Origin of the sequence: Pseudoalteromonas luteoviolacea (assembly GCF_000814765.1) — a bacterium.
GTDB classification, from domain to species: Bacteria; Pseudomonadota; Gammaproteobacteria; order Enterobacterales; family Alteromonadaceae; genus Pseudoalteromonas; species Pseudoalteromonas luteoviolacea_H.
Genome location: NZ_JWIC01000007.1, coordinates 1,224,264 through 1,249,978, shown reverse-complemented (window position 1 = coordinate 1,249,978; position 25,715 = coordinate 1,224,264). Strand labels below are relative to the sequence as shown.

At 39.7% G+C, this 25,715-nt stretch carries 21 protein-coding genes and 1 pseudogene; 9 read left to right on the top strand and 13 right to left on the bottom strand.

The features are described 5' to 3' along the window. Positions 1 to 201 precede the first annotated feature (201 nt). From JF50_RS19525 to JF50_RS19505, 5 genes are all read right to left on the bottom strand, one after another. On the bottom strand, positions 202 to 813 hold the full coding sequence (locus JF50_RS19525; protein ID WP_039610258.1) for an outer membrane beta-barrel protein: 612 nt from the start codon (positions 811 to 813) through the stop codon (positions 202 to 204). Between the two features lie 485 nt (positions 814 to 1,298). Continuing rightward, complete coding sequence (gene ltaE / locus JF50_RS19520; protein ID WP_039610257.1) at positions 1,299 to 2,318, bottom strand: low-specificity L-threonine aldolase; 1,020 nt, start codon at positions 2,316 to 2,318, stop codon at positions 1,299 to 1,301. A gap of 118 nt (positions 2,319 to 2,436) precedes the next feature. Further along, the gene (locus JF50_RS26375) at positions 2,437 to 2,928 is read right to left on the bottom strand and encodes a cupin domain-containing protein (RefSeq protein ID WP_080760257.1); all 492 of its coding nucleotides are present in this window, start codon (positions 2,926 to 2,928) and stop codon (positions 2,437 to 2,439) included. Between the two features lie 40 nt (positions 2,929 to 2,968). Continuing rightward, positions 2,969 to 3,478, bottom strand: a complete 510-nt coding sequence (locus tag JF50_RS19510) for a DUF2938 domain-containing protein (RefSeq protein ID WP_200890417.1) — start codon at positions 3,476 to 3,478, stop codon at positions 2,969 to 2,971. Positions 3,479 to 3,640: 162 nt separating this feature from the next. After that, positions 3,641 to 5,890, bottom strand: coding sequence for a response regulator (locus tag JF50_RS19505; RefSeq protein ID WP_052262336.1), 2,250 nt, complete (start codon positions 5,888 to 5,890; stop codon positions 3,641 to 3,643). A 305-nt stretch (positions 5,891 to 6,195) separates the two neighbouring features. Here JF50_RS19505 and JF50_RS19500 point away from each other — a divergent pair, with 305 nt between their 5' ends. The 3 genes from JF50_RS19500 (at position 6,196) to JF50_RS19490 (ending at position 8,770) form a co-directional block, all read left to right on the top strand. Continuing rightward, on the top strand, positions 6,196 to 6,630 hold the full coding sequence (locus JF50_RS19500) for a hypothetical protein (protein ID WP_039610256.1): 435 nt from the start codon (positions 6,196 to 6,198) through the stop codon (positions 6,628 to 6,630). Positions 6,631 to 6,729: 99 nt separating this feature from the next. After that, complete coding sequence (locus JF50_RS26370; RefSeq protein ID WP_052262335.1) at positions 6,730 to 7,188, top strand: BLUF domain-containing protein; 459 nt, start codon at positions 6,730 to 6,732, stop codon at positions 7,186 to 7,188. A 163-nt stretch (positions 7,189 to 7,351) separates the two neighbouring features. After that, entirely contained in the window at positions 7,352 to 8,770 is a 1,419-nt protein-coding gene (locus tag JF50_RS19490) for an EAL domain-containing protein (RefSeq protein WP_039610255.1), read from the top strand. A gap of 71 nt (positions 8,771 to 8,841) precedes the next feature. Here the strand turns inward: JF50_RS19490 and JF50_RS19485 are convergent, their stop codons facing one another. Both JF50_RS19485 and JF50_RS19480 read right to left on the bottom strand, forming a co-directional pair. Then, a complete protein-coding gene (locus tag JF50_RS19485) occupies positions 8,842 to 9,957 on the bottom strand; it encodes a hypothetical protein (RefSeq protein WP_039610935.1) in 1,116 nt (371 codons plus the stop codon). Positions 9,958 to 10,407: 450 nt separating this feature from the next. Beyond that, positions 10,408 to 13,206: an SEL1-like repeat protein gene (locus tag JF50_RS19480; RefSeq protein WP_039610252.1), complete on the bottom strand. Its 2,799-nt coding sequence runs from the start codon at positions 13,204 to 13,206 to the stop codon at positions 10,408 to 10,410. Positions 13,207 to 13,404: 198 nt separating this feature from the next. Between JF50_RS19480 and dgt the strand changes: the two genes are divergently transcribed. Further along, positions 13,405 to 14,850 (top strand): dGTPase, encoded by a 1,446-nt coding sequence (gene dgt / locus JF50_RS19475; RefSeq protein WP_039610956.1) that lies wholly within the window; start codon positions 13,405 to 13,407, stop codon positions 14,848 to 14,850. Positions 14,851 to 14,942: 92 nt separating this feature from the next. On the opposite strand, the gene JF50_RS19470 is transcribed toward dgt, so the two are convergent. Continuing rightward, a complete protein-coding gene (locus tag JF50_RS19470; RefSeq protein WP_039610251.1) occupies positions 14,943 to 15,839 on the bottom strand; it encodes a LysR substrate-binding domain-containing protein in 897 nt (298 codons plus the stop codon). Positions 15,840 to 15,949: 110 nt separating this feature from the next. Between JF50_RS19470 and JF50_RS19465 the strand changes: the two genes are divergently transcribed. Both JF50_RS19465 and JF50_RS19460 read left to right on the top strand, forming a co-directional pair. Further along, complete coding sequence (locus JF50_RS19465; RefSeq protein WP_039610934.1) at positions 15,950 to 16,255, top strand: hypothetical protein; 306 nt, start codon at positions 15,950 to 15,952, stop codon at positions 16,253 to 16,255. A gap of 347 nt (positions 16,256 to 16,602) precedes the next feature. Further along, on the top strand, positions 16,603 to 18,471 hold the full coding sequence (locus JF50_RS19460) for an amidohydrolase (protein WP_039610933.1): 1,869 nt from the start codon (positions 16,603 to 16,605) through the stop codon (positions 18,469 to 18,471). 43 nt (positions 18,472 to 18,514) lie between these two features. Here JF50_RS19460 and JF50_RS19455 read toward each other — a convergent pair whose 3' ends face one another. After that, on the bottom strand, positions 18,515 to 18,883 hold the full coding sequence (locus JF50_RS19455; RefSeq protein WP_039610249.1) for a hypothetical protein: 369 nt from the start codon (positions 18,881 to 18,883) through the stop codon (positions 18,515 to 18,517). 344 nt (positions 18,884 to 19,227) lie between these two features. On the opposite strand from JF50_RS19455, the gene JF50_RS19450 reads away from it, so the two are divergent. Next, positions 19,228 to 19,509: a GIY-YIG nuclease family protein gene (locus JF50_RS19450; RefSeq protein WP_039610248.1), complete on the top strand. Its 282-nt coding sequence runs from the start codon at positions 19,228 to 19,230 to the stop codon at positions 19,507 to 19,509. Positions 19,510 to 19,799: 290 nt separating this feature from the next. Here JF50_RS19450 and JF50_RS19440 read toward each other — a convergent pair. Both JF50_RS19440 and JF50_RS27700 read right to left on the bottom strand, forming a co-directional pair. Continuing rightward, positions 19,800 to 20,612 (bottom strand): annotated as a pseudogene (locus JF50_RS19440) (IS110 family transposase); the annotation flags it as partial. A gap of 18 nt (positions 20,613 to 20,630) precedes the next feature. Next, a complete protein-coding gene (locus JF50_RS27700) occupies positions 20,631 to 20,813 on the bottom strand; it encodes a hypothetical protein (RefSeq protein WP_235423476.1) in 183 nt (60 codons plus the stop codon). A 203-nt stretch (positions 20,814 to 21,016) separates the two neighbouring features. Here JF50_RS27700 and JF50_RS27250 point away from each other — a divergent pair, with 203 nt between their 5' ends. Continuing rightward, positions 21,017 to 21,193 (top strand): helix-turn-helix domain-containing protein, encoded by a 177-nt coding sequence (locus JF50_RS27250; protein ID WP_160290488.1) that lies wholly within the window; start codon positions 21,017 to 21,019, stop codon positions 21,191 to 21,193. Continuing rightward, positions 21,174 to 23,219, top strand: a complete 2,046-nt coding sequence (locus tag JF50_RS19435; RefSeq protein ID WP_039610931.1) for a DNA phosphorothioation-associated putative methyltransferase — start codon at positions 21,174 to 21,176, stop codon at positions 23,217 to 23,219. The genes JF50_RS27250 and JF50_RS19435 overlap by 20 nt, the downstream gene beginning before the upstream one ends. Positions 23,220 to 23,681: 462 nt before the next feature. Here JF50_RS19435 and JF50_RS19425 read toward each other — a convergent pair whose 3' ends face one another. Continuing rightward, positions 23,682 to 24,464, bottom strand: a complete 783-nt coding sequence (locus JF50_RS19425) for a restriction endonuclease (RefSeq protein ID WP_039610247.1) — start codon at positions 24,462 to 24,464, stop codon at positions 23,682 to 23,684. After that, positions 24,461 to 25,588 carry a cysteine desulfurase DndA gene (gene dndA / locus JF50_RS19420; protein ID WP_039610246.1) on the bottom strand — a complete coding sequence of 376 codons (1,128 nt, stop codon included), beginning with the start codon at positions 25,586 to 25,588 and terminating at the stop codon, positions 24,461 to 24,463. Before dndA ends, JF50_RS19425 begins: the two co-directional genes overlap by 4 nt. Positions 25,589 to 25,715: the final 127 nt, after the last annotated feature.

Sequence of the window (25,715 nt, the reverse complement as noted above, 5' to 3'; positions counted from 1 at the left end):
TCATTTAACGCTTGGGAAAATGGTATAGAAGATACAGAAAAGGGTCTGTATCAAAGTGTCTCAATCGTTATCAAGCTATATAATTAAGCTGCTAGGTCAAAATTTATGACTCAATCATGAGTACCCAATTAATGGAGAAGGAATAAAGAAATGGGCTGATATGATGTGTACCAACCCAGAGGAGAAATCTAAGATAAATCGTTAGAATGAATAGCGGTATACAAAAGCAACTTGCTCAATGCGCTTGCCTTCTGAGAATTCCCAAGAAAAACTCGATGCGCCCCAATGTGCGCGAATACCCACTTCGGTCCAAAGTCCATTTTCACTGCTCGCTTCCTTGCCATCTAAAGATTCATATCCAAGCTTGGCAAACGCCGAAAAATACTGATTAAATCGATAGTCATACCCCGTATATAAACGATACAGGTCAGCATCACTACTGCTATCTTCAATTTCAAGCTCAAGCTCTCCGGCAAATGCCCCAACAGAAAGTCGCCCGTTCTCGGTTTCATGAGCTACATAGCCTAGCTCCAACACATTTTCGTTGAGGTCAATGTCTCGGTCAAAAAACGCGATTAGAAACGTATCTTTATGCCTTTTAGTATGTATACCAGCATATATGCCATTCTCGAATTCATAGCTTAAGCTAACTTGATGACCAACCAAGTCTAGATCTGTTTTATTATCAAAATACATGTCATCTTTAAAATCTGATTTTGAATAGCCTAGTTCAATATAAGTGTTACTCAGATCCGCAGCTTGGGCATTAATACTACATGCTGCGACTGCAGCCATTAATAATTGTTTTTTCATGTAAAGTGACTCCTTAAAGTATTGGTATTCATGCTAAACCTCTTTATTGAGAAAAACCGTTTCAAACTGTCTAAAGGCACATCAAAAATAAGCCAATTATTAAAAAAAATCGGACCATTCATTTACATTCATTTACAAATACCACTTCAAAAAGCTAACTAAGAAGACGAAGAAAACAAATTATAAGTATAAAAATCATCAACTTAAAACCGTACGATCACGTTAACTTAAAATTCCAATACAGTCTCAATGACCATTACGTAAATATAAAAAACAGTCTTCAGCGATTGATGTCACTATTTACTTTTACTAATTTAGAATTCAATTTTTAGTTTGCATACACGCCCAAAAACACATGCTAATATTTACCAGAAAGGTAATATTGCCGTTTATCGGTTGAGTAATTCATCGAGAATAGCGAGTGCAGGGCTTATATTGTTAGATACATAAGCCCTAAAGATGAAGCTTTGATAGCAAGTGACAGGTTAATCAATTTTAAAATATGATTTAGCTGTCTCTATAAACACATCAATTTTGTCTTTATTTATGCCTAAATGCGTAACTAAACGCATCCCTTGATACCCTGGTCTTAAGTTGATGCCTTTGCTAAACATGACCTCAGCAAACGCTTGCATATCGATACTCTCATCGACATTTAAAAACACTAAGTTTGTTTGAACATCATATGATGAACTATCAAACCCGGGAAGTTCATTAAGGCGCTGTGCCAAGTAGCGCGCATTATCATGGTCTTCAGCCAACCTATCAACGTTATTTTTCAGTGCATATATGCCTGCAGCAGCTAAAATACCAGCTTGTCGCATACCACCACCGAGCATTTTTCTGAGTCGCCGTGCTTTTTCTATAAACTCACGATCGCCCATTAACAACGATCCAACGGGTGCACCTAACCCTTTCGATAAACATACTGTCATTGAATCAAAATATTGGCTGATCTCTTTTACATCCACTCCTAGTGCAATCGCTGCGTTATACACCCGCGCACCATCAAGGTGTTGCTTAAGCGCATACTTTTTAGTAAATGCCCTCGCTTCTTTTAAGTAATCTAAACCTAAGACCTTACCACCTATGGTGTTTTCTAGACTTAACATTTTAGTTCTCGCAAAATGAAAGTCATTGGGCTTGATAGCAGCTGCGACTTTATCTAAACAAATACGTCCATCAGGCAGGTTCTCAATCGGTTGGGGCTGCACAGAACCAAGCACAGCAGCCCCACCAGCTTCATACTTATAGTTATGTGCATTTTGGCCACAAATATATTCATCTCCCCTCTCACAATGTGCAAGGATCGCTAGTAAGTTAGCCTGCGTACCCGAACTAACAAATAGAGACGCCTCAAATCCATGTTTTACCGAGCTATATTGCTCTAGTTCATTCACTGTGGGGTCATCACCATACACGTCATCACCCACCATCGCATTACTCATTAAACGCCTCATATCTTTACAAGGCAATGTCACCGTATCCGAGCGAAAATCAATCATAAAGCTTCCCTATTAAGTCCGTTATACTTGCACTATCGACTGTAGAATATATCATTTTAAACCTACTATGAAACCACACAAATCAATGTACTAGCCTTACTACACAGGAGCGAATCAACTAAGGTAACGGACGGCTATCTTCAACAATGCCAAACGCTTTATTTAACCTTGGACATGTGAAGCTCTGCTCAGTGGCTTCAAAATTAAAATCTTCAGCAGAATTCAAAACCTCCCCTTCCATCTGTATCATTTTTTCAATACCCGGAGGCGTATATAAAATCAATACCTTAACTCGCTCATCGGTCTCATTTCGAAATCCTCGCAGTGTATCTGGCGGGCAAAAAACAAATGTGCCAGGGGTTGCATCATACCGATCAGAGCCATCAAATATAGTCAGCGTGCCACTCAATACCAAAAAGGACTCCTGTTCATTGGCATGAGTATGAAATGGCCCACCTTGTCCAGGCTCAATAATTGACTCAATTAGAGAAAACTGACCATCCGTCTGTTCACCATTGATAACTTCACGGTATAAGTTGCCAGCCGATTTTACGTAACACCCGCTATTTGGGCCATTTACTAGTATCTTATTCTCTGCTTTATCCATCATTCATTCCTTTACCTTAAATACATTAGGGAAAAATTAAAAATTACGTATAAAATATCGAGATACATAACAGTGTTAGATACAAGCCAACACCAAAAGAAGTATGCGCCCCAAGACTCTTTAACCTCGCTATATTGGCTCTTGGCACTTTGCTTGCTGCGATGCCCATACCAAAACATGGCTGCATCACAAAAAAAGGAAAACATACCGTTAATGTGCCAAAGAATATCGCGAGCCATGGGTTTAATAATGAGCTACTGACCATGTGCGTGAGAAATATGAAAGAAAGTGCAAACAATACACCTATCAGATAATGGGCAATCCAGCCGACCACTCCCTCAAGGTTTTTAGGCTTAGCACTCATGATATTGCGATGGAATATCTCGCCTTGCAAGCAGTGTAATACCCAGCGACCAACTAAACCGTAATTTAATGATTGAACACCAAAAATACGCTTTAAGCATTCACTCCATATATCCATAAACACGGTAGCCCCAAGGCCTGCAATGATAGATAGTCCTATCATTTGAAGCATCCCCTCTTCCAAATACATACAAATCTCCTCATCCTCAATATTGTTAATAAGACATTTAGAAGGAAGAAGACTATGCCACTTAAAGTCGACTTTAAGTCAAGAGGAAAAATAGAAAATGGATGACCCAATCATTTTTAAAGAAAGGAGCAATTAGAAAAAACAGACTGTTAAATAAGAAAACTAATATACTTTAGTCGGAGTCAAAAATCGCAACAGAGCGCGAGTCAAGTGTTCTAACAAAATTGGCTTTGTGATGTAGTCATTCATGCCCGCTTCAATACAAGCTTCTCTGTCTCCTTTCATTGCATTTGCCGTTAATGCCAATATTGGAATGTTTAAAAAGGTCTGCCCACCTTCACCGCGGCGAATACGTCGAGTTGCTTCAAATCCATCCATACAAGGCATTTGACAGTCCATTAATACCAGTTGATATTGGTGTTTAGCTGCTAATAGTTTATCCAATGCCTCCTGTCCGTTATTTGCAAGCTCTGTTTTTAGTCCTAACGAATCAAGCATTTTTTTAGCAACTAGCTGATTAACTGGATTATCCTCAACAAGTAGCACGACCTGTTGTTCAAACGCCTTTGAAGAGACATTTTCATTTATCGAAGGTGCTTGTTCAGTGCCTTTAATAGACATCATAAACCCTTCAAATTCACTTTGTGAGAATGGTTTATTAAACCGTCGGTAAAACCCACATTCACTAAAATAATGGCTACTCTCCGTATCTTTTAAAAGCGTCAAAATCACGGCTTTCGCATTAGGCTGGAGATTCATTTTTTTAAGCCACTGTTCCGACTTTTTACCGTTCATATAGCGGCTTAAAATAACCAGATCTGTTTGCGTATTTATAAAAGATTCAGCCGCTTTTAATTCACTCGCAATATTAACCGTTGATGCATGCCGACAGACTATGCCCTTGAGTGCATTCGCAGCTGAAACATTGCTTTCAATGATTAACACTGAATTGAATTGAGTACTTAGCTGTCTATGTTCAACATCCACAGGCTCCAGCATGATTTCAAAACTAAAAATACTCCCAACGCCCAACTCGCTGCGCAAAGATGCATTCCCTTCCATCAATTTACACAGGGTTTTGACAATAGCTAAACCAAGCCCTGTACCACCAAACCGCCTTGTTGTGGTTGAATCCACTTGTGAAAATGACTGAAATAATTTTTTCTGCTTTTCTAATTCAATTCCTATACCTGTATCTTTCACATGGCCAATCAACTTCACTTTTTCTTTTTCATTGTGATTTTCAGTGCTCAGGGTAACAACCACTTCTCCTTTGTGTGTAAACTTCAATGCATTGCCAATTAAATTACCAAGTACCTGCTTAAAACGGACCGGATCTCCTTTTACATAACGCGTCTTCAAATTGACTGTATCTAATACTAGCTCTAGTCCTTTCCCATGAGCGGCATGTGCATGCGTTTGTATTAGCGATGCGCTTTCAGTGATCAGGTCAAATTCTGTTTTTTCAATTTCTAGCCGGCCCGCTTCTATCTTCGAAAAATCTAGAATATCATTAATCACCACCATCAACGCGTCTGCACTGGACTTTGCTGTCATTACGTAATTATGCTGGATCTCGTTGAGGCCTTCTTTCTCAACAAGATCTAACATACCGATCACCCCATTCATAGGGGTGCGGATCTCATGGCTCATATTGGCTAAAAATTCTGATTTATGTCGAGAGGCTTCTTCCGCTCGTTTTTTCGCAATCGCTAATTCATGATTCGTATTGAGTAATGCTTGCTGCGCTTGTTTAATCGCAAAGTTATGTAACTCACCCACCATGATGGCAAAACCGAAGTTAAACACCAGTTGCGCGACCATAATGGTAATAAAAAATAACTGAATATAAATACTGGTATCTGTCATGATACTGGTTGCGCCATCATTGATTGGGGCGCTGATCCTAAAAAAACCCGCCGTGTTTAAACACCCTAAACCCAAAACAACCAGTGCACCCGAGACTTCAAAGCGATTTCTTCTATGTTCAAGCATAAAAACCACCATCCATATGGATGTGCACAAAATCGTGAACACAGCGAGCTTTAATCGATACTCGTAAGAGTCGAACCAAAACGTAAAAGCCGTTAACAACACTAAGAATCCGGCTACATATGCAACCAATATTCGCCAGGGAGGACGCTTATCTACGGCATAATACAAACCGATTAACATCATGATTAAGGACAGCTGACCACATAAATTAGACGCAATATGTTTAAAAAAATAAGGTAGCGCATTTTGGGCTGCAAAAAGGCCGAAGTTAGCTACGAGCAACCAAGGCCCTATTGCCCAAAAAGCCGTGGCTTTAATATTACGATTTGCCATCCATAGAAAGGTAAGTGCAGTTGCCGATGCAACAATGCCAACTGCACACATCAACAATATTGTTTGTGTCGATAGCGCCAGCATCAGCCCTCGCTTGAATATAGTGAAGTATCAATTCGATTACTAAAAAAGTAGGAGAGAGCAGCATCAAAGTAAAGAAATATATCTAGAAACTTCAATAAATTATTGCATCTAATCTAATTTGACTGCCCTGCGATTATTTTTCTCAGTATAGAGAATCGACCTATTGATACAATTAAATATAAAGTTACAAATCCACAAATGAAAATTTAATTTTTAAGTGGTAACTTAGCGACGTCATTAAATATATCAGCAATTAAATATTTTAATGGCATAAATTAATTAAAAATTAAAAAGGAAGTTTTAGAATGAAAATTACAAAAGTGGCCTTAATTTTAGCAGCGCTATCGGCAACATCAGCAGTATATGCAGACTCAGGTTTAGGTGTGAACATTACCGAGAAACCTCGCCCAGGTGTACCTCAAGCACGATGGACCTACATTGATATCACAGATAGCTATGGTCAACATAACAATGCAAAATTCAACTACAGCATTTCTAACTACACAATCAATTTTGATTGGGTAACGAATGACGGTGCGGTAGGTGGCTGTAGTATTTACTATGACGTAAACAAAGACAGCTCTACCGCTTGGAATGATCAAGTTGCAAAGCGTCGCTACGATACAACCAAATTAATCTTGTCAAACCTTAAGCAAGGCGATCAATTATTTGTACAGTCTGCATTTGGTCAAAACTCAGCACCTTGTGAAGTAACTGTATCTCACAAGATTGGACTATAATTCGTCCAGTAAAATTGAGGGAACATTTCCCTCAATTTTTTGCCTACCATAAATCAGCCTTGTTTTCGTGCGAACCAATATATTTGCGACTATCTTTGTATGTATCGCAATAACCTCAATCGTACTATGGAATTAATTGAGCTCATTTATATCAGCACCGTCACAACGCCACTGAGCGATGCAGAGTTAGAAACACTAAGAAGACAATGTGCTGCAGCAAATCAAATAAGCAGTATATCTGGCATGCTGCTCTACGATAGACATCACTTCATGCAAGTCATTGAGGGAGATAAATCTAAGGTAGAACAGTTGTTTGAGCATATAAAGCAAGATAAAAGGCACAAAGAAGTCGAGGCGCTAATTTGTAATCCCATTGGGAAGCGTAACTTTAGAAAATGGGCTATGGGCTTAATTGACCTAGACAAAGAGCCCTCTTACCGCAAGGTTAAAGAGACTAGACCTCATCGTCGCCTGCCGTTAAGTTATAAGCTGCTAAAGTCATTTCGTAATCATGAGTTTGAAATTGAAGAACATATCAAGCGCTCTTTTGGCGCTTAGCACCGCTTTAATGTTGCACACTTATCACTAATCATAGACATCTAGTCACGTGGTAGTGTAATGGACTGTAATATAAAAAGCCGATAAACACTGAAAAACACATAATTCGTCCATTTTTGTGTATTTAAATCTGAAATGCACATTTCTCAACTATTTATCTTTTATGGACAATTTATATTTAAGCATCGCAATCGTTATTGCTGCAATTAGTTTAATCGCACTGATAAAAACAAACCAACTGCGTAAAAAGGATTTGAAAATCTTAAATGAGCTGAAAAAAGCAAAAGAAGCGCTGAGCAAGTCTGTTTTGTATCATGGCACTAGCGACATACCTAATTACCTGTTTTTCATGCAAAAACTAATGAAAGTAGACAGGAAATTTTCTCAATTCCATGTTTCTCTCATTAAACTTGGAAAAACGCCAGTTTTTGACTCCATTGAAAGTAACCAAGACACCTTATCTCAATTGTTTAAAGAAGTCGGTAAAGCCTGTCAGCCGTTTGCACTTGCACTGCATGATTCTGATTATATGGTGATGGCATTTGTTACGCATGACACAGGATCAGACCAACAAGAAGCTGAAGCGAAGCAAAAAGAAATCCTCGAGAAATTGCCAAAGCAAGTGTGGGTAAATAACACGCAAGTACCCATTGATTACGCAATATCATCTATGAGCCTTACCGGACAATCGTCTTTATATGGCATAGACAAAGTGCAAAGAAGACTAACTTTTTCAATGAAGTATGCTTTGGAATCTCAAACAGGGACATTCTTTCATAATGAAAAGCTCTATCAGGCAGAGATGTATCGAAAGCATGTATTGCTGAAACTCATGAATAGTATCTCATTCAACCCTGATGACTTTTATCTTGTTTTCCAACCGATATTCAAATCATCTGACATTGACAACCCAAAGCGCTATGAGGCCCTGATACGTTGGAGAAATACTAAAAACCTCGGCCCCAAAGCCTTTATGCCAATGATTGAGGATAAACCGGAGCTACATAGCGAGCTCACCAAAATTGTGATCAACCAAATTTACTCCATGTTGAAGATCAAACTGGATGCACACGAAAAGCTTAAACCCATTCACATGAATATATCCGCTAAGTTACTGGAGGATGAAAGCCTACTTGCTTATTTGAAAAAAGTGATTAGGGACACGCCATCTATCGCTGCATTCATCACTTTTGAACTCACCGAAGGCAGCGATCTAACGCTAAGTGATAATGCAATTAACACGTTAAGAAAAATGTCTAACTTAGGCTTTAGTTTTGCTATTGACGATTTTGGTAAGGGTGAGAATGGCAATGAACTTCTAAATAGCCGTTATTTCAATGCTGTCAAAATTGACAAAACGTTCATTACACATGTTCAAGACAAGGCAGCACAAGCGCCGAGATTAGACTTAGTGATCAAAACTGCACAGCAGAGTAAAAAAACGGTGATAGTTGAAGGCGTTGAGAATAGGTTTCAATATGAGTACATGAAACGCTACCCGAACATCTACATTCAAGGTTACTTCGCATCTGTACCGCTGACAATGAATGAATTTTTATCACAAGAACAAGATGCAGCTTAATTCGTTTTTCTAAAAAATGTGCTTAGTCGGTTTTTCATTATGTTGGAAAAACCGGCTAACTTGAACACTCATTATCTAGACTTAAGCCAAAATAAACTACCTTCTACTGAACACCAGGCTGTTAGTCCACCTTTATTAATATACTCATTTACACAATCAGACTTTTCATCAGCACCCAGTTCAGCGCTAGAGCCACTCATAGACACGATATCAGGAAATAAGCCTTTCACTTTTTCTTTTAAAGCATTCGTTTTTGGATTGCTACCGTGCTGAGCATACTCATTGAGAAGAATCGTTGCACTATCCATTAACTTGTTTTCACTATATACATTAGATTTATACTTGTTTAAAAGTGCTGTCAAACAATGCCATTTACCTTGTTTAATGTAGCAGTTATAAAGTTGATAGCGATTTTCATAATAGTCATTAGGCGCAAGATTAAGCAGCTCTTCTAGTTCCTTCTGGGCTAAATCATAATGCTCTAAATTAAAATGTATTTGTGCTTTACGCGCCTTCAATATGAAATAGGGCTGTATCTCACTGAGATTTTCTAGTTCATTCCCATATTGTTCAATAAAATGCGTTGTAATGAGCTCCCGTTCGAGCACACTAATAAGTTCATCAATAAACTTCAGTGTGGATGCGTTGTTTTTGCTCAATATGTCATTAAGGTGACTTTCGATTTGTTTACGATCAAATCCAGACAGTGAGTTAACTTCATCGGCTTGCGATATACATTGCTCAGAAAACCGTAACTCATAGGCTGTTTTGCTTATACATGGTTCAAGACTTTGATACGCAGAGATAAGATCAGTTGTAAAGTCTTGCTCATTTGAGGGAAAGGCTCTAAACGCATTTAGATACCCTTGAAACCCCTCTAACACAGTTTGCAGTGTCTTTAATTGAGTATCTTGTTCGACAGTTAAATCTGCCTGTTTGATAAAAGAAAGTGAGCAAAGCATACCAGAGCAATAATTTGGTAAAGGCATGCCACTTAGCAAAGCATTCTTAAGGTGAGGCTGAGTGAGGATACATTCTTCTGGTAACGAAAAGTCTCCTTGTATGATTTTATCCATACAAAGATTATAAAATGCCATTATAGCTTTTAATTCTAATTCGTCTTCCGGTACTTTTTCTGCAAAGAGGTGCGGGATCCAAACACTTGGCAAAACTGTTTGTGGCGTCAAACCTAACCCTGTTATATACCCTTCAATGAAAAATGGATCAGGCTGTTCTTCCGATAAAAAAGACAGCTCATCTATAACTTTCTTAATGCTTCGTAATCCTTAAAAGCCACTTAACTTTATGTTTATATTAATATCATACATGAGTAACCGCATTATTTATACATAAAAATAACGTACTGTTTCCACGACTTATCAAGTATAGAATATAAACTCATATAAAAGTGCAATAAAAAGGACTATCTTTACTTAAGCAAGAACTCCCATATCGAGTACTGGCCTTGTATAAAGCTGAGAGCCATTAACAAAGATAGTTGTTATATTTAATATTATTACTTTGTGAGATTATTCTTTTTTACCTACTTTATGATTAAACGAAGGAACCTGCAAAAAATAACAGTAAGATATACATTTTCTTTTTCGCCAGTACACAAACAAAATGATATAACCTCATTAAGGCTCTATATCAAACTGTTTAATGATAGATTCCGCTTTTTCATGACCGCCTGAAGCCGCAGCTCTGAGTAACTTTTTTGCTTCTGATGTGTATACATCGCTATTTTGCTTCTTCAGTAGTAAGGCTAACTTATACATGCCTTCAGGCTCCTCTTCCCTCGCAGCTAACTGCAACCACTTAAGCGCTTGACGGACTGACTCTTCACTCGTCTCTAGTCTTGTATAATAATCACCAAGTAAGATGTAACTTTGTACAAACTGTCTATCAGCTGCCCGCAGTAACCACGTTAAGCCATCTTTATCTTTGTCCAATGCTAATTTTAAAGCCCCTAGATTATGCATTGCGTCAGGTAACCCCAAATTTGCAGAGCGTTCGAAAAAGCTAAGTGCCAGTTTAGTATTCACAGCCACATGCAAACCATCACGGTATATCACGCCCAATGAGTTAAGTGCGATGCCATCATTTTGTTCGGCCGCCTCAATAAAATACTGTCGAGCCTTAATAAAGTCATTGTCAACATTTATACCATGATAAAAGTGTTCACCAATAAAAGATGCAACATTAAAGTCTTTAGCTTTAGCCAACTGAGAGATGGCCTCTAACGCTTTGCCTTCATTTTTTTCAACGCCTTTTCCAGACCAGTAAAATTCAGCCACTTTGTTTAAAGCATCAACTTTGCCTAGCGTGACCGCAGTGCGGTACCAATCCAGTGCCAACTGCATATTTTTAGGGTGTAACACACCAGACTCATACCAATTGGCAATTTTGTATGCAGCTGCGGAATTGCCTGACTTGACCGCATCTGTGAGCAATAGCAACGCATCTTCAATCGCATTGCCTGGGATTTTATTGGTTTGGATCAGTTCGGCTTGTTTTACGATACAAAGTTGACACCCGTCAACTGCGCCTTGGCCAAGCAATTTAAATGCAAGAAGCGCATCGCCCGATTGTTCTATCACGCAATTACTGTAGCGTATAACCGCATGCACAGCGCCTTGCTCATGTGCCCGTGAAAACAATGTGCATGCCTTGTGTAACGATTCACTCGTACGTTCGGCCAAATACACATCACCAAGATTGATCATTGCAATGATATGATTTTGTTCGACCGCTTGCTGATATAACGCCACCGCTCTCGCCTTATCCTTTTTTACGCTCACGCCGTTGAGATAGAATGTGGCCAGATTATTCTTGCCCAGCGCCGAGCCGGCCTCAGCGGCTTGAATGTATAAAGAAGTGGCTTTTTCTAGATCTTGCTCAACCAACTCACCTTGTTCGTATAAAAAGCCCAAATGCGCAAATGCACTACCAGCTCCCAACACACCTGCTTGTAAGTAATATGATTTTGAAACATCGAAATTCACCAGCTCGCCAAAGTCTCCGTTTTGGTAAGTTCTACCAAGCTCCTCTATGGCAGAGACATCATTACGACTTGCAAACGACTTTAACAACTCAACAATTGGCAGATCCTGTTCTCGATTTACACGCATCCCTCTGACTAAATTAATTAAGCAATTCTGCTGTCCTAATTTTGCCCCTTCGAAATAATAAGACTTTGCCAGCGCCCAACTCTCAGCCAATGCTACATCGGCAGCATGACAATAACTAGGCGCATGCCCCGCCTTGGCCGACTGCAAGTAATACTCAAGCGCTAGTTGGTTATTTTGCGCTTTCCCATCACCATACAGATATGCATTAGCTAAATTAAATGCGGAAAATTGGTTTCCCAAATTCGCAGCTTGCTCAAATAGAGTCAGTGCTTTATCGCGGTCTTTTTCTATCCCAGTACCCGAATTATACATAGATCCCAGATTATGTATCGATTGTGCATCTTGATTTTGTGCGCCTTGCTTGTATAGCAAAATGGCTTGATCATAGTTTTGCACGACGCCATTGCCTACTTCATACAGACGACCTAAGTTCCCATAGCTTAATGTACTGCCATACTCAATCGCTTGCTCAAAATACGTCTTTGCTAATGCATAATTAACGGCAACACCATCTCCATTGTTGTACATCATCCCTAAATTATTTAACGCATCACTAGAGCCATGCTCGGCGGCAATTGTGTACCAATTTAGTGCTTGAGCGGTATCAGGTAAATGCCTGTGATATAAATACCCAAGTTCAAAAGCACACTCTTGGTAACCACGGGCATAACTCACTTGAAAGTAATCCTTAGCTTTCTCTAAATCACCTAACTTTTTTGACTCCCGGTAAACAACGCCTAAGCCGCACAGTGCTTTTATATCTCCTTGGTAAGCGGCATTGGCAAAAAGTTGCTGTGCAGTTTCGTACCCCTTCTCTTCTCTCCAGTGTCTGATAAAAATGTAACCAAGCTCAGTCGCAGCCGATGGCTCACCCAACTCAATTGCACGCGCATACAGAGTCATTGATTTTTTTAGATCAGCTTTCACACCATTGCCACCGAAGCGATACCATTTTGCTAAAAATAAAATTGCTGGTGTATAGTCTCGCTCAGTCGCTTTAGTCGCCCACTCTAGTGCACTGCCTTGTACATAGTCTTGACCATGACCTTTTAAGAGGTTTTTTGCGATCTGTAATTGGGCTGGTCCATATTCATACTCAGCTAACTCATTGAGTATTTCAAACTCATAATCAAAGTCCTGTAACCGATATGCCTCTTGCGACAGCAAGAAGTAGCTTTGCGCTACTAAAGCGTCGTTGGACACATCATTTGGTTTATGAAAAAGCAAGTGAGGTTCGACGGTGTTTTGGCTGACCTTACAGCCAAATAAAAAAGTGATAAGAACAGCTAATACTAAGAATTTCATACAAAAATCTAATCATGATGATGCTAAGGCCAAGACTGCCAGCATGGGTAAACACTTGCAAGTCGTCACAATTAATATTAGTCAAGGTTAATCTATTTGGCATCTAACTACGCTTTCTTATCTACAAAAGGTCATAAGTTTGCATCGTTAAACAATCTGTTTACAATGAAGTTCTCTCAGTGGGTAGCGAGTAACAAAATGGATTTTAATAAAAGAATAAATGCGATGCGTGCTTATAAGGAGCAGCAAGACCTCTCTATCAGCATAGAAAGCGATAGAGGACGTATCATTAATTGTGCAGCACTAAGACGTCTGCAGCAAAAAACTCAGGTCTTTCCGCTTGAACGAAACGCTGCTGTGCGATCCCGCCTCACTCACTCCCTTGAAGTACAGCAAAACGGCCGATTTATTGCTCAGTCTATCGTTAAAGTATTAAACACAAATAAAGAGATACAATGCAGTTTAACAACAGAAGTCGCTAATGCCTTAGTAAGCTTGGTTGAGATGGCTTGCCTAATGCATGACATAGGTAACCCAGCCTTTGGTCACTTTGGCGAAGCCGCAATCAATGATTGGTTTGAGCGATATTTTACCGCCCACTCAACGTACGACTACGTAAAAACCCCGACTAATCAACAGTCAGCATTGATCCTAGATATTTGCAGCTTTGAGGGTAACGCCCAAGCTATTCGTATTGTAACCACTTTGGCTAATTTGAATTTAACTTACGCTCAAATTGCTGCTATTTTGAAATACACGCGCTGTGGTACTACAGCTAAGCCAAGTGGCAATTCAAACAACTACTTAAATAAAAAGGTGGGATATTATTTTAGTGAACAATCCATTGTAAAACAGCTGTGCGACAAATTAGAAATGCCTTTAGGTCATAGACATTTAGCAGCGTATATCATGGAAGCAGCTGACGACATCGCCTATTGCTTAGCAGATATCGAAGACGCTGTAGTTAAAAATTTTCTCAGTGTTGAGCAAGTGATTATACTTTTACAACAAGAGTATCGTCGTCAACTAAGAGACATGCAATTGAGCTGCCATGAAGACCTGATAGATCAAGCGTGCAGCAAAGCCCTAAACAGAGCGAATCAAAACCCAGCCAATTTAAGTACTGAGTTTTTCATATATTTACGAGTCGAGCTCATTCACCCGTTAGTAAAACATGCGACAAAGCGTTTTATTGACAATATAGAAGAAATCTTTGAGGGCAGCTTTAATCAAGCATTATTAGAAGATAACAGCCATCAACATGCGATTACTCGCTCATTGAAGCAAGTCGCTTTAAAGCATGTTTTTTGTCACCCTGAAGTAGAAGAGTTAGAGCTACAAGGTTATAAAATCACCTCGGGGATTTTAAATGAATACCGCCGCTTACTGGATGTCTCTGAAGCTGCTTTTAAACGTATTATTGAACACAGTCATGATTACCCCGTTGAAGTCAGGCTGCTTAAGCGCATACCCGGTCAGTATATTTCTGTTTACCAAAAAGCCATTGCAAAGCTGCACTTAGAACAACAAACACAACCTATTTATGAGTTTTATTACCGCTGCAGACTGCTTCAAGATTATGTCAGTGGCATGACTGATCAGCTTGCCTATGACACATATCGCACGTTATTGGTTGCAGATTAAATAAACGAACATTTTGGGCTAAGACCTCATCACACTTGGGTTGCGGGCCAAGCCCGCAACGACGTAGGTACGATAGTGCTACTTGTTTAAACCTAGCTTTTATTGAGTGTCATACCGTTCAACTCAGAAACAATCCACTCTCTAAAAGCTTGAACTTTTGGCCAAACAAAATGGCTTTCAGGCGCAACTAAGTGGTAACTATATTCACACAACCAAGCAAACTCAGGGTGTATTTCCAACTGACCCAGCTCAACAGACTGCGCAACCATACGTTTACGCAATAAAGAAAACCCCTGCCCCGCAACGGTCGCTTGCTGCACGAGCGCCGCATTGTCAATTTTAAGGTTGCTTAAAGTGTGGCCCTTTAGACCAAGCTGGGTACTTAAATTCTGCCAAGCAACTTCATTGTCACGCCCTTCATCATAAATGAAGTTAAGTTGAGTCAATTGGGGTCGTAAAGGCTTACGCGGATTGATTACTCCAGGTCGATACGCAATAACCAGCTCATCTTGGGCTATTAATTCACTTTTTAGCCCTGGGTAGTCACCCAAACCAAACCGGATCCCAATGTCTATGTCTTCCCGATTAAAGTCAGCAAGCTGCTCAGTCGGATCGATACGAAGTTGATAGCTAGGCAGCGCATTATTAAAACTTGTCAATCTTGGTAATAACCAACAGGTTGCAAACGAAGGTAATACCGATAAGTTAATTGTATTGGGGTTAGGATCTGATTTTAGAGCAGATAAGCCGCTTTCAATTTGCCCAAACGCGGTATGAAGATAAGGTAGCAACGCTTGTCCCTGCTGCGTTAATGACACTTTTCTGGTTTGCCGCTCAAACAGAGTACAACCTAACTGCTGCTCTAATATTCGGATTTGCTGGCTCACCGCAGCCTGAGTGACAAACAACGCTTCTGCGGCTTGTTTAAAACTGCCTAACTGCGCTGCTGTTTTAAAGTACCAGAGCCCTTTTAATGGTGGTGTTTTCATCACTTTATACTTAAGAAAATCTTAACTATGGATCATAAATTCTCGTTTGTCAGTTTTATGAATGCGCTCGATACTTAATGAGAATATCAGAGACAAAGGGAGTCTTTATCGTGAAATACGCAATTATCCTAGCATTTCCGCTGGTGACATTTACGTCGGCAGCCACTCAGTTAAATACAGAAAAGATATTTACTGACGCAGGTTACCCCTATAAAAACTTAATTATGAAAGCTGAAAAAGTGGAGTTACTTTATTCTCAAGAGCAAAATAAAACCACCTGTCGTATTAAGGTATACGACGAAGGGAACCTGCATGAAAGTAAGCAAATAGAAGTCGCATCTGATGAATTTGGCAAGCAGCCGATAAAAAGCTGCTTGAAAAGGGATCGCGCCAAGCACATCTTGAGTTTGCTTTAGACTGTCAGCCATAACACTGTGCATCAGAAGCTTTTAAGTTTCTATAAACTAAAGGCTTCTGGTTTTTTAATTAACATTCAATGGCTCAAGCCACACTATCGACTTGTGACTGACGATTATAGATTTATTCAACGTGCCTGATTATGACAGTTCCATATCTTTCAGCCTTTGTGTGTTGAACTCTCACCAGTATTAAGGCGTTTTCTCAGATAACACGACTCCCCTACCTAGCGTTAATATTTCCAGAATAATGATGTAAGACAGTGTAATACTTTTGTGCTGAGGTTTGGCTGTATGCTTTTTTGGCAATGCTAGAAAACTCACAATCAAGCAAAAGGAAGATAACAATGAGCCATCACGACTGCCACGAGTGCGCCCAATGTGCATGCCATAACCCACTTTGGACAGCATTTGAAAACCAACAAAGTTTAGACAAAATAAAAGAACAAATCAGCCAGTCACTTGTTGACAAAACTGAGCAAGATAACAAAGCCTTTAAAAAGCGAGTGATGTATTCAGGTGGGTACATCCGCCCAATGATTGGAGGCTCAACGGAACAAGTTGAAGCCATTGGCTTTGCCGAAGGTAAAGTGGTCGCTGTAGGTGATATCGACTCGGTCAGCACACACATGCATGCTCTTGGCATGCAGCCAGAAGACCATATAAAACTCCAAGGCCAGCAGACTTTGCTGCCAGGATTAATTGAACCTCATGTTCATATTGTGCCGACAGCTATGACTATGAGCTGGCCAAACTTAGGTCCCTATGACGGACAACATTTAAAACAGGATTACAGCCCAGATACGATTATTGATTCGGCCAAAAAAGCGCAAAGTCAATTAACCAATAAAGATGAATGGCTTTTGGGAACTGACGTTGACCCATCACTTATGCCATTTATTAATGATCAGCTCGATGTCATCGACATAACAAGATTGAGCGATGAGTTTCCAGACAGGCCTGTCTTTTGGTTGGCAGCATCGCTGCATACCGCCTACATCAATCAGGCTGCACTAGACATAATCTTAAATAACGTTGACGACAAGGATGATCAAGATAGGCTAAAAAGCCAAATTAAAGAACAAGGTGCGCTGCAAGAACTTGATCAAATGCAACTTGGTTTCAATGCGATACCGCTGATACAAAAAGAGCAAGTGATCCGTGATTTAAAAAAGAACATCGACTGTATATTTAAAACAGCAAATGAACGCGGTGTTACCATGATGTTTGAAGCGGGCATGCAAAAGGCTATGGAAGCAGCTCTTGAGCTTTATCAGGCACTTAACCCACAGTGGGCACGTGTCGGCTACGCCAAACTATGTACAGATGAAAGCCAAGCCAATACTTTACCTGACCATAAACCAGTCAAGGAACGTGACTTAGATATGCCATTTAAAGCCGCTGTAAAACTCGTTTCAGACGGCTCTAATCAGGGGCTGACAGGCTATCAAAGTGAACAGTACAGCTGTAACCCTAAGAATAACTACGGTATATTTAATTTTAATACACTTCCAGCAACATCCAGTGACACTCATACGCAAGGCACCTCAAAGCCTAATTTTCAAACGATGGTGAATACCGTCATCAATAAAGGCTGGCCAATGCTCATTCATGCCAATGGCAATCATGCCATTGATATTACTCTGGATGTTTACGAAAACGCCCTTCAAGGTCAATCGGGGCTAAGCTCGCGCCATCGGATAGAACACTGCTCACTGTTGAGTGACCTTAGCGCACAACGTATGCAGCAACTTGGGATCTCGCCTAGCTTTTTAATCGGCCATGTTGGCTACTGGGGTTATGCATTTGAGCAGGTTATTTTTAAACAAAAAGCTCAGTTATTAGATCGCTGCCAAACCATGCTAGGCCTTGATGCACGGATCACATTACACAGTGATTTATCCGTGAGCCCACTTGGACCGCTACGCATGATGGAACAAGCAGTAACCCGAGTTATGGAGAAATCACCTGAAAAGACTGTACTTAATGAAGCTGAGTGTATAACTAGAGCCCAAGCGCTTCGTGCTATTACCTTTGATGCTGCATGGCAATGCCATGTTGATAAATGGCTTGGCAGTTTAGATACAGGGAAATTAGCCGACTATGTGATTTTAGAGCAAGATCCCATGACTATTGAAGACCCGAGTAAAATTAGAGACATCAGCGTTGAGCAAACTTGGGTTGGCGGCAGACTAAGATACCCAAGACAAGATTGAATTTAATAAATTTACTGTAGCAAAACACTTCTCGCTGCGTGGCTCATCCTTTTGAAACACGCAGCGCCTTTCGTTTATGCCAAACTAGACACACAGCTAAGCTAAACACACCACTGATATACGTAATTATTAGTGGAGTCTGAGCCCCCACATCCTCGGCATACATAAATGCATTAGACAACACCCATGCTGCAATAGCACCAACAAGTAACCATAGCGCAGCACAGACCAATTGAAACTTAGGCGCCGATGCATAACCACTCAGCACCACACAAACTGCCGCCACTGACCCAATTGTTGGCTTTTTCCAAATACCGACCACTTCCGCGAAGATACCCGCCACAGTTGCCGAGACAATAAAAGCAGTTATCACAATAAAAATAGAAAGACCAAAACGCAGGATTAAATTCATAGCATGCTCGCACGATATTTTTGTTAGCGCCTACCTAAACATATGTTATGTCATTAAAAATATAAATTTTCGATGTTTTTATAACTATAGCCTTAAATCTAAGCGTGCGCATATGGTAAGTAATCAAACATAAATTGCGGGGCAAGCCCGCAACGACGAAGGTAAGTAAAACGCTGCTTGTTTAAACTTTCTAAACACAACTAAACATGCAGCAACTCACTAAAACCAATAACACTAACCCAAACCCCGTCACCCTGAACTCGTTTTCACGCCCACTTTTGATTCAAATAGAAAGAAATTTATACACACAAACGAGTATGCTCATCATTTTCAAGGAGTGAAATATGCAACCAAGTGTATACATACTTGCATCGAAACCATATGGAACCATTTATATTGGCGTGACAAAAGATTTAAAAGCGCGGGTATATCAGCATAAAAATAATTTAACCAAAAGCTTTACGAGCCAATACAATGTGCATCATTTGGTTTATTTTGAATGCCACGATTCAATCACCACAGCCATCGCACGCGAAAAGCAACTTAAAAACTGGAAAAGAGCATGGAAAATCCAATTGATAGAATCGTTTAACCCTAAGTGGCAAGACCTATATCACAAAATATAACCGACTGGATTTGCCTTTCTACTCATTAAAACCAACAGCACCAAATCCAATCCCGTCACCCTGAACTCGTATATGGACTCCACTTGTTTGACAACATGTTTTTTAAAATTAAAGATGCTTGCGTATATGCGGTTTCTTTTGAGAGCGCTACTCTCTAACCTTTGATTTATTCGCACCTTCTGTCCTAAACGCTTCGTTAGTGTATTATCACTTCCAGTTCAGACAGGTTTTCAGAAGGTTGGTCTTACCGTTTTAATTACATTGTTGTCGAACTCTTTTTAAAATGTTTTTTAAATCATAACTGGCTGGTAATTCGTACCTTGTTTTAACATTGCCCAAGCCGTTCTGATATTTTTATTCACCAGCGCAATACAAGCTCGCTTCACTCCTGAACGAGCAACTAACCTTAAGAGCCATTGCTGCTTCAATGTCTTGGGTTTCTCCGGCAGATTAGAAATGTATGACAATGCCCCCAAAAATAAACAGGATTTTAGCTGTTTATCTCCAGCGCCTTTATCAATTCCCAGCATCACGGTTTTTCCTCCACTGCTAAATTGTTTTGGGGTAACGCCTAAATATACTGAAGCACATCGCCCATTTTTAAAGTGCTTCGTTTGACTCAAGCTGGCAATTAGCCCCGCTGCGCCTAAAACTCCCACACCTTCAAGCGCAATAACACGTTGGCATTGTTCATTTTGAGAAACAAGCAGTTCTAGGTTTTTAGTGACTTTATTCAGAGATTGCTCTATTTGCTGGTATTGAGCTTTTAAGACACTGAGTAATGGCAATAATACCTCTGGTAAATTATTGCGCTCTGTTAAAACCTCTTTCAATGCTTTTTTGGAGCGAGGAATAGTGATGCCATATTCATAAAATAAGGCCCTAATATGATTACTGAGTTGTGTAAGTTGTTTATCCAGAAACTTACGACTCACAGTGAGCGTTTGGAGAATTTGCTGTTCTATGTTTTTTACTGGAGAAAAGGGCATATTTGGTTGTATAGCAGCAATCGCAATCCCGATAGCATCATTGGCATCTGTTTTTTGTTTGCTTATATAAGGCTTAACATGTTTCGGAGGCATCCCTCTCACTTCATGACCATAGGATTGAGCAACCCGCCCCTAATAATGAAAACTGCCACATCCCTCCATTGCCACAATGCTAGGAGGAGAGTTAGCGAGTATCTGGCGAACTTTAGATGGAGACTGTGCTTTATTAAAAATAATTTCGCCATGTTTAGAGACTTTTGCGACTTGGATAATATTTTTTGCAAGATCGAGCGCAATCACGTTACGATTATTCATATATGGACTCCTTTGTTTTGGTCGACACCACATTACACTGTATGTGAGGTGTGGTGGAGTCCATATCTCGCTTCAGGACCCCCCCTCAAACATGGATTGCGGGGCAAGCCCGCAACGACGATTGGCTGCTTTTGCCTATACCACTCGCATAAATACATAAATTGGCGTAAGTTAACCTTAAACATAATCAAAAAACGTTTTTCATGGACAAAAACCAAAACAAAGGCCATTGGCTTACCACCAAACAAGCTCAAAAACACTTAAAAGTCAGTGGTTGTGAGCTCATGCATAAACGCGAACATGGCGAACTAGTCTTCGAAAAACGAGGTCGAGCGTATTTCTATTATTTTGAGCAAGTCGATGAGTCTATCCTTTCCTGAATACAAAAAAGCAATAAAAAGCTTAAAGCTAGGCAAACACTTACCTAATGCAATCTACATTCACCGCTCTGCTTTACAACAAGCCCTCACGCCTGAATTGAATGCACTCATAAACAATGCATCAAATGTGTTTGCGGAAGGTAATACATGGAACATCGTCAAACTACTAAAAAGAGACTTTAAGCTCACTCTACTCAACTACCCAGATTTTGATACCTACGCTTACCCAGCACTCAACAAAAGTATCACCATTGATTTAACAGAACACACAGCCAAAATAACCGATTACACCCAATCAGATAACCCACCAATATTGCATCGTAAAGAAGCGTTTGTGCTACCTAATTACCCACACTTTACGGAGTTTAAAGCCATCACATTAGAAGGCGAGCAAATCGGCCTATATCAAAACACCAAAACAATCGGTTTTAAACAACAATGGACTCGATTGATACAACGTAAAGGCTACAAACTAAATCAATATGGTCGACTCGAACAAGTCGAAATAACTAAACCTGCAGCAATCACTGAGCCACAACAAACAGCTCAAATTCAGCGGCACCTAACCGCGATAAATCGCGACAGGCTCTCAGCCCCCTTTCAAAAGCTTGCAAAGTATGGATATTTAAATGGTGATTACTCAATTCACGACTATGGATGCGGTTTTTCAGATGATTACAATGAATGCATTAGCCACGGGCTAAACATAAACGCATGGGACCCAGTACACAAACCCGATGGCAAAAAAGTGCAGAGCGACATTGTAAATCTTGGCTTTGTGCTTAATGTCATTGAAGATTATGACGAACGAGAGCAAACGCTTAAACAAGCCTATTCATTATGCGATAAGTTACTTGTCGTTTCTGTAATGCTTATTAACTCAAGTATATTCGAGCAATTTAAACCTTATAAAGACGGTGTGATCACCAAACGTAACACCTTTCAAAAGTACTACAGTCAAGCACAAATCAGAGAGTTTATTGAACACACCCTCAATGTAAACACCATACCATTTGGCCAAGGGGTCATCGCCGTGTTTAAATGCCCAGCTTTGCTAGAGCAACATCACATTGAGCTGCAATTTAATAACCACGAATGGCAACATATTACAAAACGCCCTATTGCTAAAAAGCTACCCGAACGAATCAAGCAAAGCGTATTTGAAAAGCACACTGAACTGTTTGAATCCTTTTGGCAGCATTGCCTACATTATGGCCGTATACCTGCTAACGACGAGTTTGAACAAAGCGAGCAAATAAGAGCGGTGATCGGCAGCCATAACAAAGCGTTTGAACTAGTACAAAGCCAATTTGAATATGCTGAATTTGAAGCTGCTCAACACAAACGACAGCAAGACCTTTTGGTATACTTTGCCCTAAGCCTATTTGGCAAGCGCCAAACAAAAAGCCATTTACCCAATAGGCTACAACGTGACATAAAAATGCATTTTGAGAGCTTAAACCAAGCCCTTGAGCAAGCAAAAGTACTACTCTTTTCAATTTCATCGCCAGCCAACATAGCCAATGCATGCTCTCAAGTTTTTGAACAACTCAACATTGGTGAGTTTAACCATAGCCAAAGTTATACACTACCCAAACACTACCTAAACAAATTACCAGCAATCTTACGAGTGTATATTGGCTGTGCCGCACAACTTTATGGAGACATCGACGACATTGACCTAATAAAAATACATATGCGCTCAGGCAAAGTAACGCTATTAAAATATGATGATTACAGCAAAAAACTCCCGCTACTCACCGAGCGTATAAAAGTAAAACTCGCCGAGCAAGGCATAGACTACTTTTACTACGGTAACGAATACCCGCTACAACCGCTTTACAACAAACTGGACTTTATTGAGCCGGATATAAACGAATACAAAGCACAGCAACGATTTGATAAGCGACTCTCTGATATGCTCAAGGGCGTACCAAAAGCAGAATGGCCCAATTGGGATATTCTACAAAAGGTGTTTGAGTATTGGGAGGTGAAACTTAAGGGAGACAAGTTTATAAAAAACTAAAAAATTTGACCAAGGTCCATTTTCCCTGTTCTCTTTAAGTATCTCTCAGGAAAACCTAACACATTAGTAAAAATGGCATAATGAAAGCCTGAATCATAATTATATGTACAGTTAATAAATTCAGAATTCAGGACCTCAGTCCTATTCCAGTTCGACCTTTCGAATTGACAGTTTCTAAATATAACTTTTTCAAAACAACTCCCCAGTAAATCAGTCCTGAGAAATGAACAACTTACGAAATGTGAATCAGTAACTTTTAGGTCTTTAAGTTTTTTTCGTTCAAAATTGCAGTTTGTAAATCTACAATCATTAAATTCAGCTCTCATCATTCCCTGTAATAAAGTGAAATCTATATCCGCAAACTCAACACTTTGAAACTTTTTATCAGTGAGTACTGATAGATCTGACATATTAATTTTGTTATATAAATTCAAAACTCATTCCCTTTCATAATAACTATTTTTACACCAAATCTAGCTCGAAATCATAGATTGGAATGTGGCTAGTAGATACTCCAATACCACGTTCAATCATAATCTCTGCAAGCGTTTCACCATCAATTAAAACTATTGGTACACAACCACGTTTAAAGGCGCTATCTTGTGCTTCTTTAGTAAAGCTGCTTGTAGTTATAAATATGCCTTGTTGAAACTCGCCTTGTATTGCACCTCTAAACATATCAATATCAGGTCGAGAAACTTTGTTTGTTTTTTTGTAGCGCTTACATTGAGCTGCTACATGGAGCATTGAAATACCTACTTCTAATTGACCATAGACGTCAATACCACCATCGCGACCACGTTGAGTAACTTCCATACTTTCAAAACCATAACGTTCTAAAAAGCGCCTACAGAAAAATTCAAACTCTTCAGGTTCAAGTGAATAAAGATGATCAACTATACGTTGTATCGTATCTTGCTTTAATTTGTTAGCTAATTGGTGTACCAGCTCCAAACTGTTGGTCATCTTAACTTGCTCTTCTTTATTATCAGCTGAAGAAGCGCTCAATAATGAAAATTCACCAACTTCATTTTTAGTGAACAGTTTAATTTGTGACTCATTGTTCCAAGAAGTGCTATCACTATGTCGCTCCATTTGAACACGTAGCACAGAAAGCGGGTCTTTTGCTCCAAATTTATACAATGAGTGTTCCATAATTTTACTGTAAACGACCTTGTAAGTTGCAGGTTCACCAATCAGTGATAAAGCTTTTACTGCGGCTTCTGCAATTGTTACTTTACTCATATCTGTATCTGCTTAATTTTTTCTACTATTTCATTAATTGGTAAGGATTCTGTCATATATCCCCATGATATACGCACTGCACCTGTGATCCTATCTTCATCAAGCCCCATAGCTGTTAATACATGTGAAGGAGTATAACTTGAAGATGTGCATGCAGATCCATTTGAAACTGCCGCAATCCCTTTTAAGCTAACCATTAACGACTCTGAATTCACGCCTGAAACAGAAAAGTTTAAAACATAAGGAGAAGTATTCTCGCCGTTATAGTGTGCACCAACTTTATCTAATTCAACCATGAGCGATTGCTTTAGTAAACTCGCATAAGTTTGCCATTTATCAGCATTTTTAATCGCCAATTCACAAGCTAAACCAAACCCTGCAATCAAAGGTACAGGTAAAGTACCGGGTCGAAGGCCTTTCTCTTGACCGCCACCAAATTGAATTGGTTTTAATGGTGGTTTTATAAAACCGCGCTTACGCATAATTAGTGCACCAATACCTTTAGGGGCATAAACTTTATGACCGCTAGCGCTTATTAAATCGACACGGTCATTTTTTAAACACTCACTCAGCTTACCAAAGCTTTGCGCCGCATCTACATGCAAGTACGCATCATTAAACTTAAGCGCCTCACAAATATCGTTCATTGGCTGAATGCAACCTGTTTCATTATTTACATGCATAATTGAGACAAGCACAGTATCGTCTCTTAACAATGCGTTAAGCTGTTTAGGGTCAACCAAACCACTTTCGCCTACATCTAAGTAACTTACTTCAAAGCCATTATTTTCTAGATGCTCAATTGGCTCCAAAACAGCTTTATGCTCTATTCGTGTGGTAATAATATGTTTTTTATTTTCTTGCTCCGCAAAGTCTTTTATACCTAAAATTGCAATATTATTACTCTCTGTAGCACCACTAGTAAAAATGACTTCTGATTTATCAGCAGCAACAACTTCAGCAACCTGCTTTCTTGCCGTTTCTACGTGTTTCTTAGCTAGTGCGCCAAATTCATGAGTCCGGCTACCAGCATTGCCATACTCTTCAACCATCAATCTGTACACTAAATCAGCAACTTCTTTCGAGACTGGTGAAGTTGCGTTCATATCTAGATAGGCAGTCATTTTCTCTCCAAAAAAATTATAAATATTCACAGACAATTTAATCACTATACTGTAGAATTTGCGCCAACCTGTTCGTACGAACAAAAGCAATAAACTACGAACTACGCAACAAAGGCATAACACAAAA

Bases quoted from the DNA above. Each gene is read 5' to 3' on its own strand.
- JF50_RS27250 (WP_160290488.1), top strand. From the start codon at position 21,017: ATGGACAAAAACCAAAACAAAGGCCATTGGCTTACCACCAAACAAGCT.
- JF50_RS19490 (WP_039610255.1), top strand. From the start codon at position 7,352: ATGGACAATTTATATTTAAGCATCGCAATCGTTATTGCTGCAATTAGT.
- JF50_RS19470 (WP_039610251.1), bottom strand. From the start codon at position 15,839: ATGAAAACACCACCATTAAAAGGGCTCTGGTACTTTAAAACAGCAGCG.
- JF50_RS26375 (WP_080760257.1), bottom strand. From the start codon at position 2,928: ATGATGGATAAAGCAGAGAATAAGATACTAGTAAATGGCCCAAATAGC.
- JF50_RS19510 (WP_200890417.1), bottom strand. From the start codon at position 3,478: ATGTATTTGGAAGAGGGGATGCTTCAAATGATAGGACTATCTATCATT.
- JF50_RS19460 (WP_039610933.1), top strand. From the start codon at position 16,603: ATGAGCCATCACGACTGCCACGAGTGCGCCCAATGTGCATGCCATAAC.
- JF50_RS19500 (WP_039610256.1), top strand. From the start codon at position 6,196: ATGAAAATTACAAAAGTGGCCTTAATTTTAGCAGCGCTATCGGCAACA.
- JF50_RS19525 (WP_039610258.1), bottom strand. From the start codon at position 813: ATGAAAAAACAATTATTAATGGCTGCAGTCGCAGCATGTAGTATTAAT.
- dgt (WP_039610956.1), top strand. From the start codon at position 13,405: ATGGATTTTAATAAAAGAATAAATGCGATGCGTGCTTATAAGGAGCAG.
- JF50_RS19450 (WP_039610248.1), top strand. From the start codon at position 19,228: ATGCAACCAAGTGTATACATACTTGCATCGAAACCATATGGAACCATT.
- ltaE (WP_039610257.1), bottom strand. From the start codon at position 2,318: ATGATTGATTTTCGCTCGGATACGGTGACATTGCCTTGTAAAGATATG.
- JF50_RS19435 (WP_039610931.1), top strand. From the start codon at position 21,174: ATGAGTCTATCCTTTCCTGAATACAAAAAAGCAATAAAAAGCTTAAAG.
- dndA (WP_039610246.1), bottom strand. From the start codon at position 25,588: ATGACTGCCTATCTAGATATGAACGCAACTTCACCAGTCTCGAAAGAA.
- JF50_RS19425 (WP_039610247.1), bottom strand. From the start codon at position 24,464: ATGAGTAAAGTAACAATTGCAGAAGCCGCAGTAAAAGCTTTATCACTG.
- JF50_RS19480 (WP_039610252.1), bottom strand. From the start codon at position 13,206: ATGAAATTCTTAGTATTAGCTGTTCTTATCACTTTTTTATTTGGCTGT.
- JF50_RS19455 (WP_039610249.1), bottom strand. From the start codon at position 18,883: ATGAATTTAATCCTGCGTTTTGGTCTTTCTATTTTTATTGTGATAACT.
- JF50_RS26370 (WP_052262335.1), top strand. From the start codon at position 6,730: ATGTATCGCAATAACCTCAATCGTACTATGGAATTAATTGAGCTCATT.
- JF50_RS19505 (WP_052262336.1), bottom strand. From the start codon at position 5,890: ATGCTGGCGCTATCGACACAAACAATATTGTTGATGTGTGCAGTTGGC.
- JF50_RS27700 (WP_235423476.1), bottom strand. From the start codon at position 20,813: ATGAATAATCGTAACGTGATTGCGCTCGATCTTGCAAAAAATATTATC.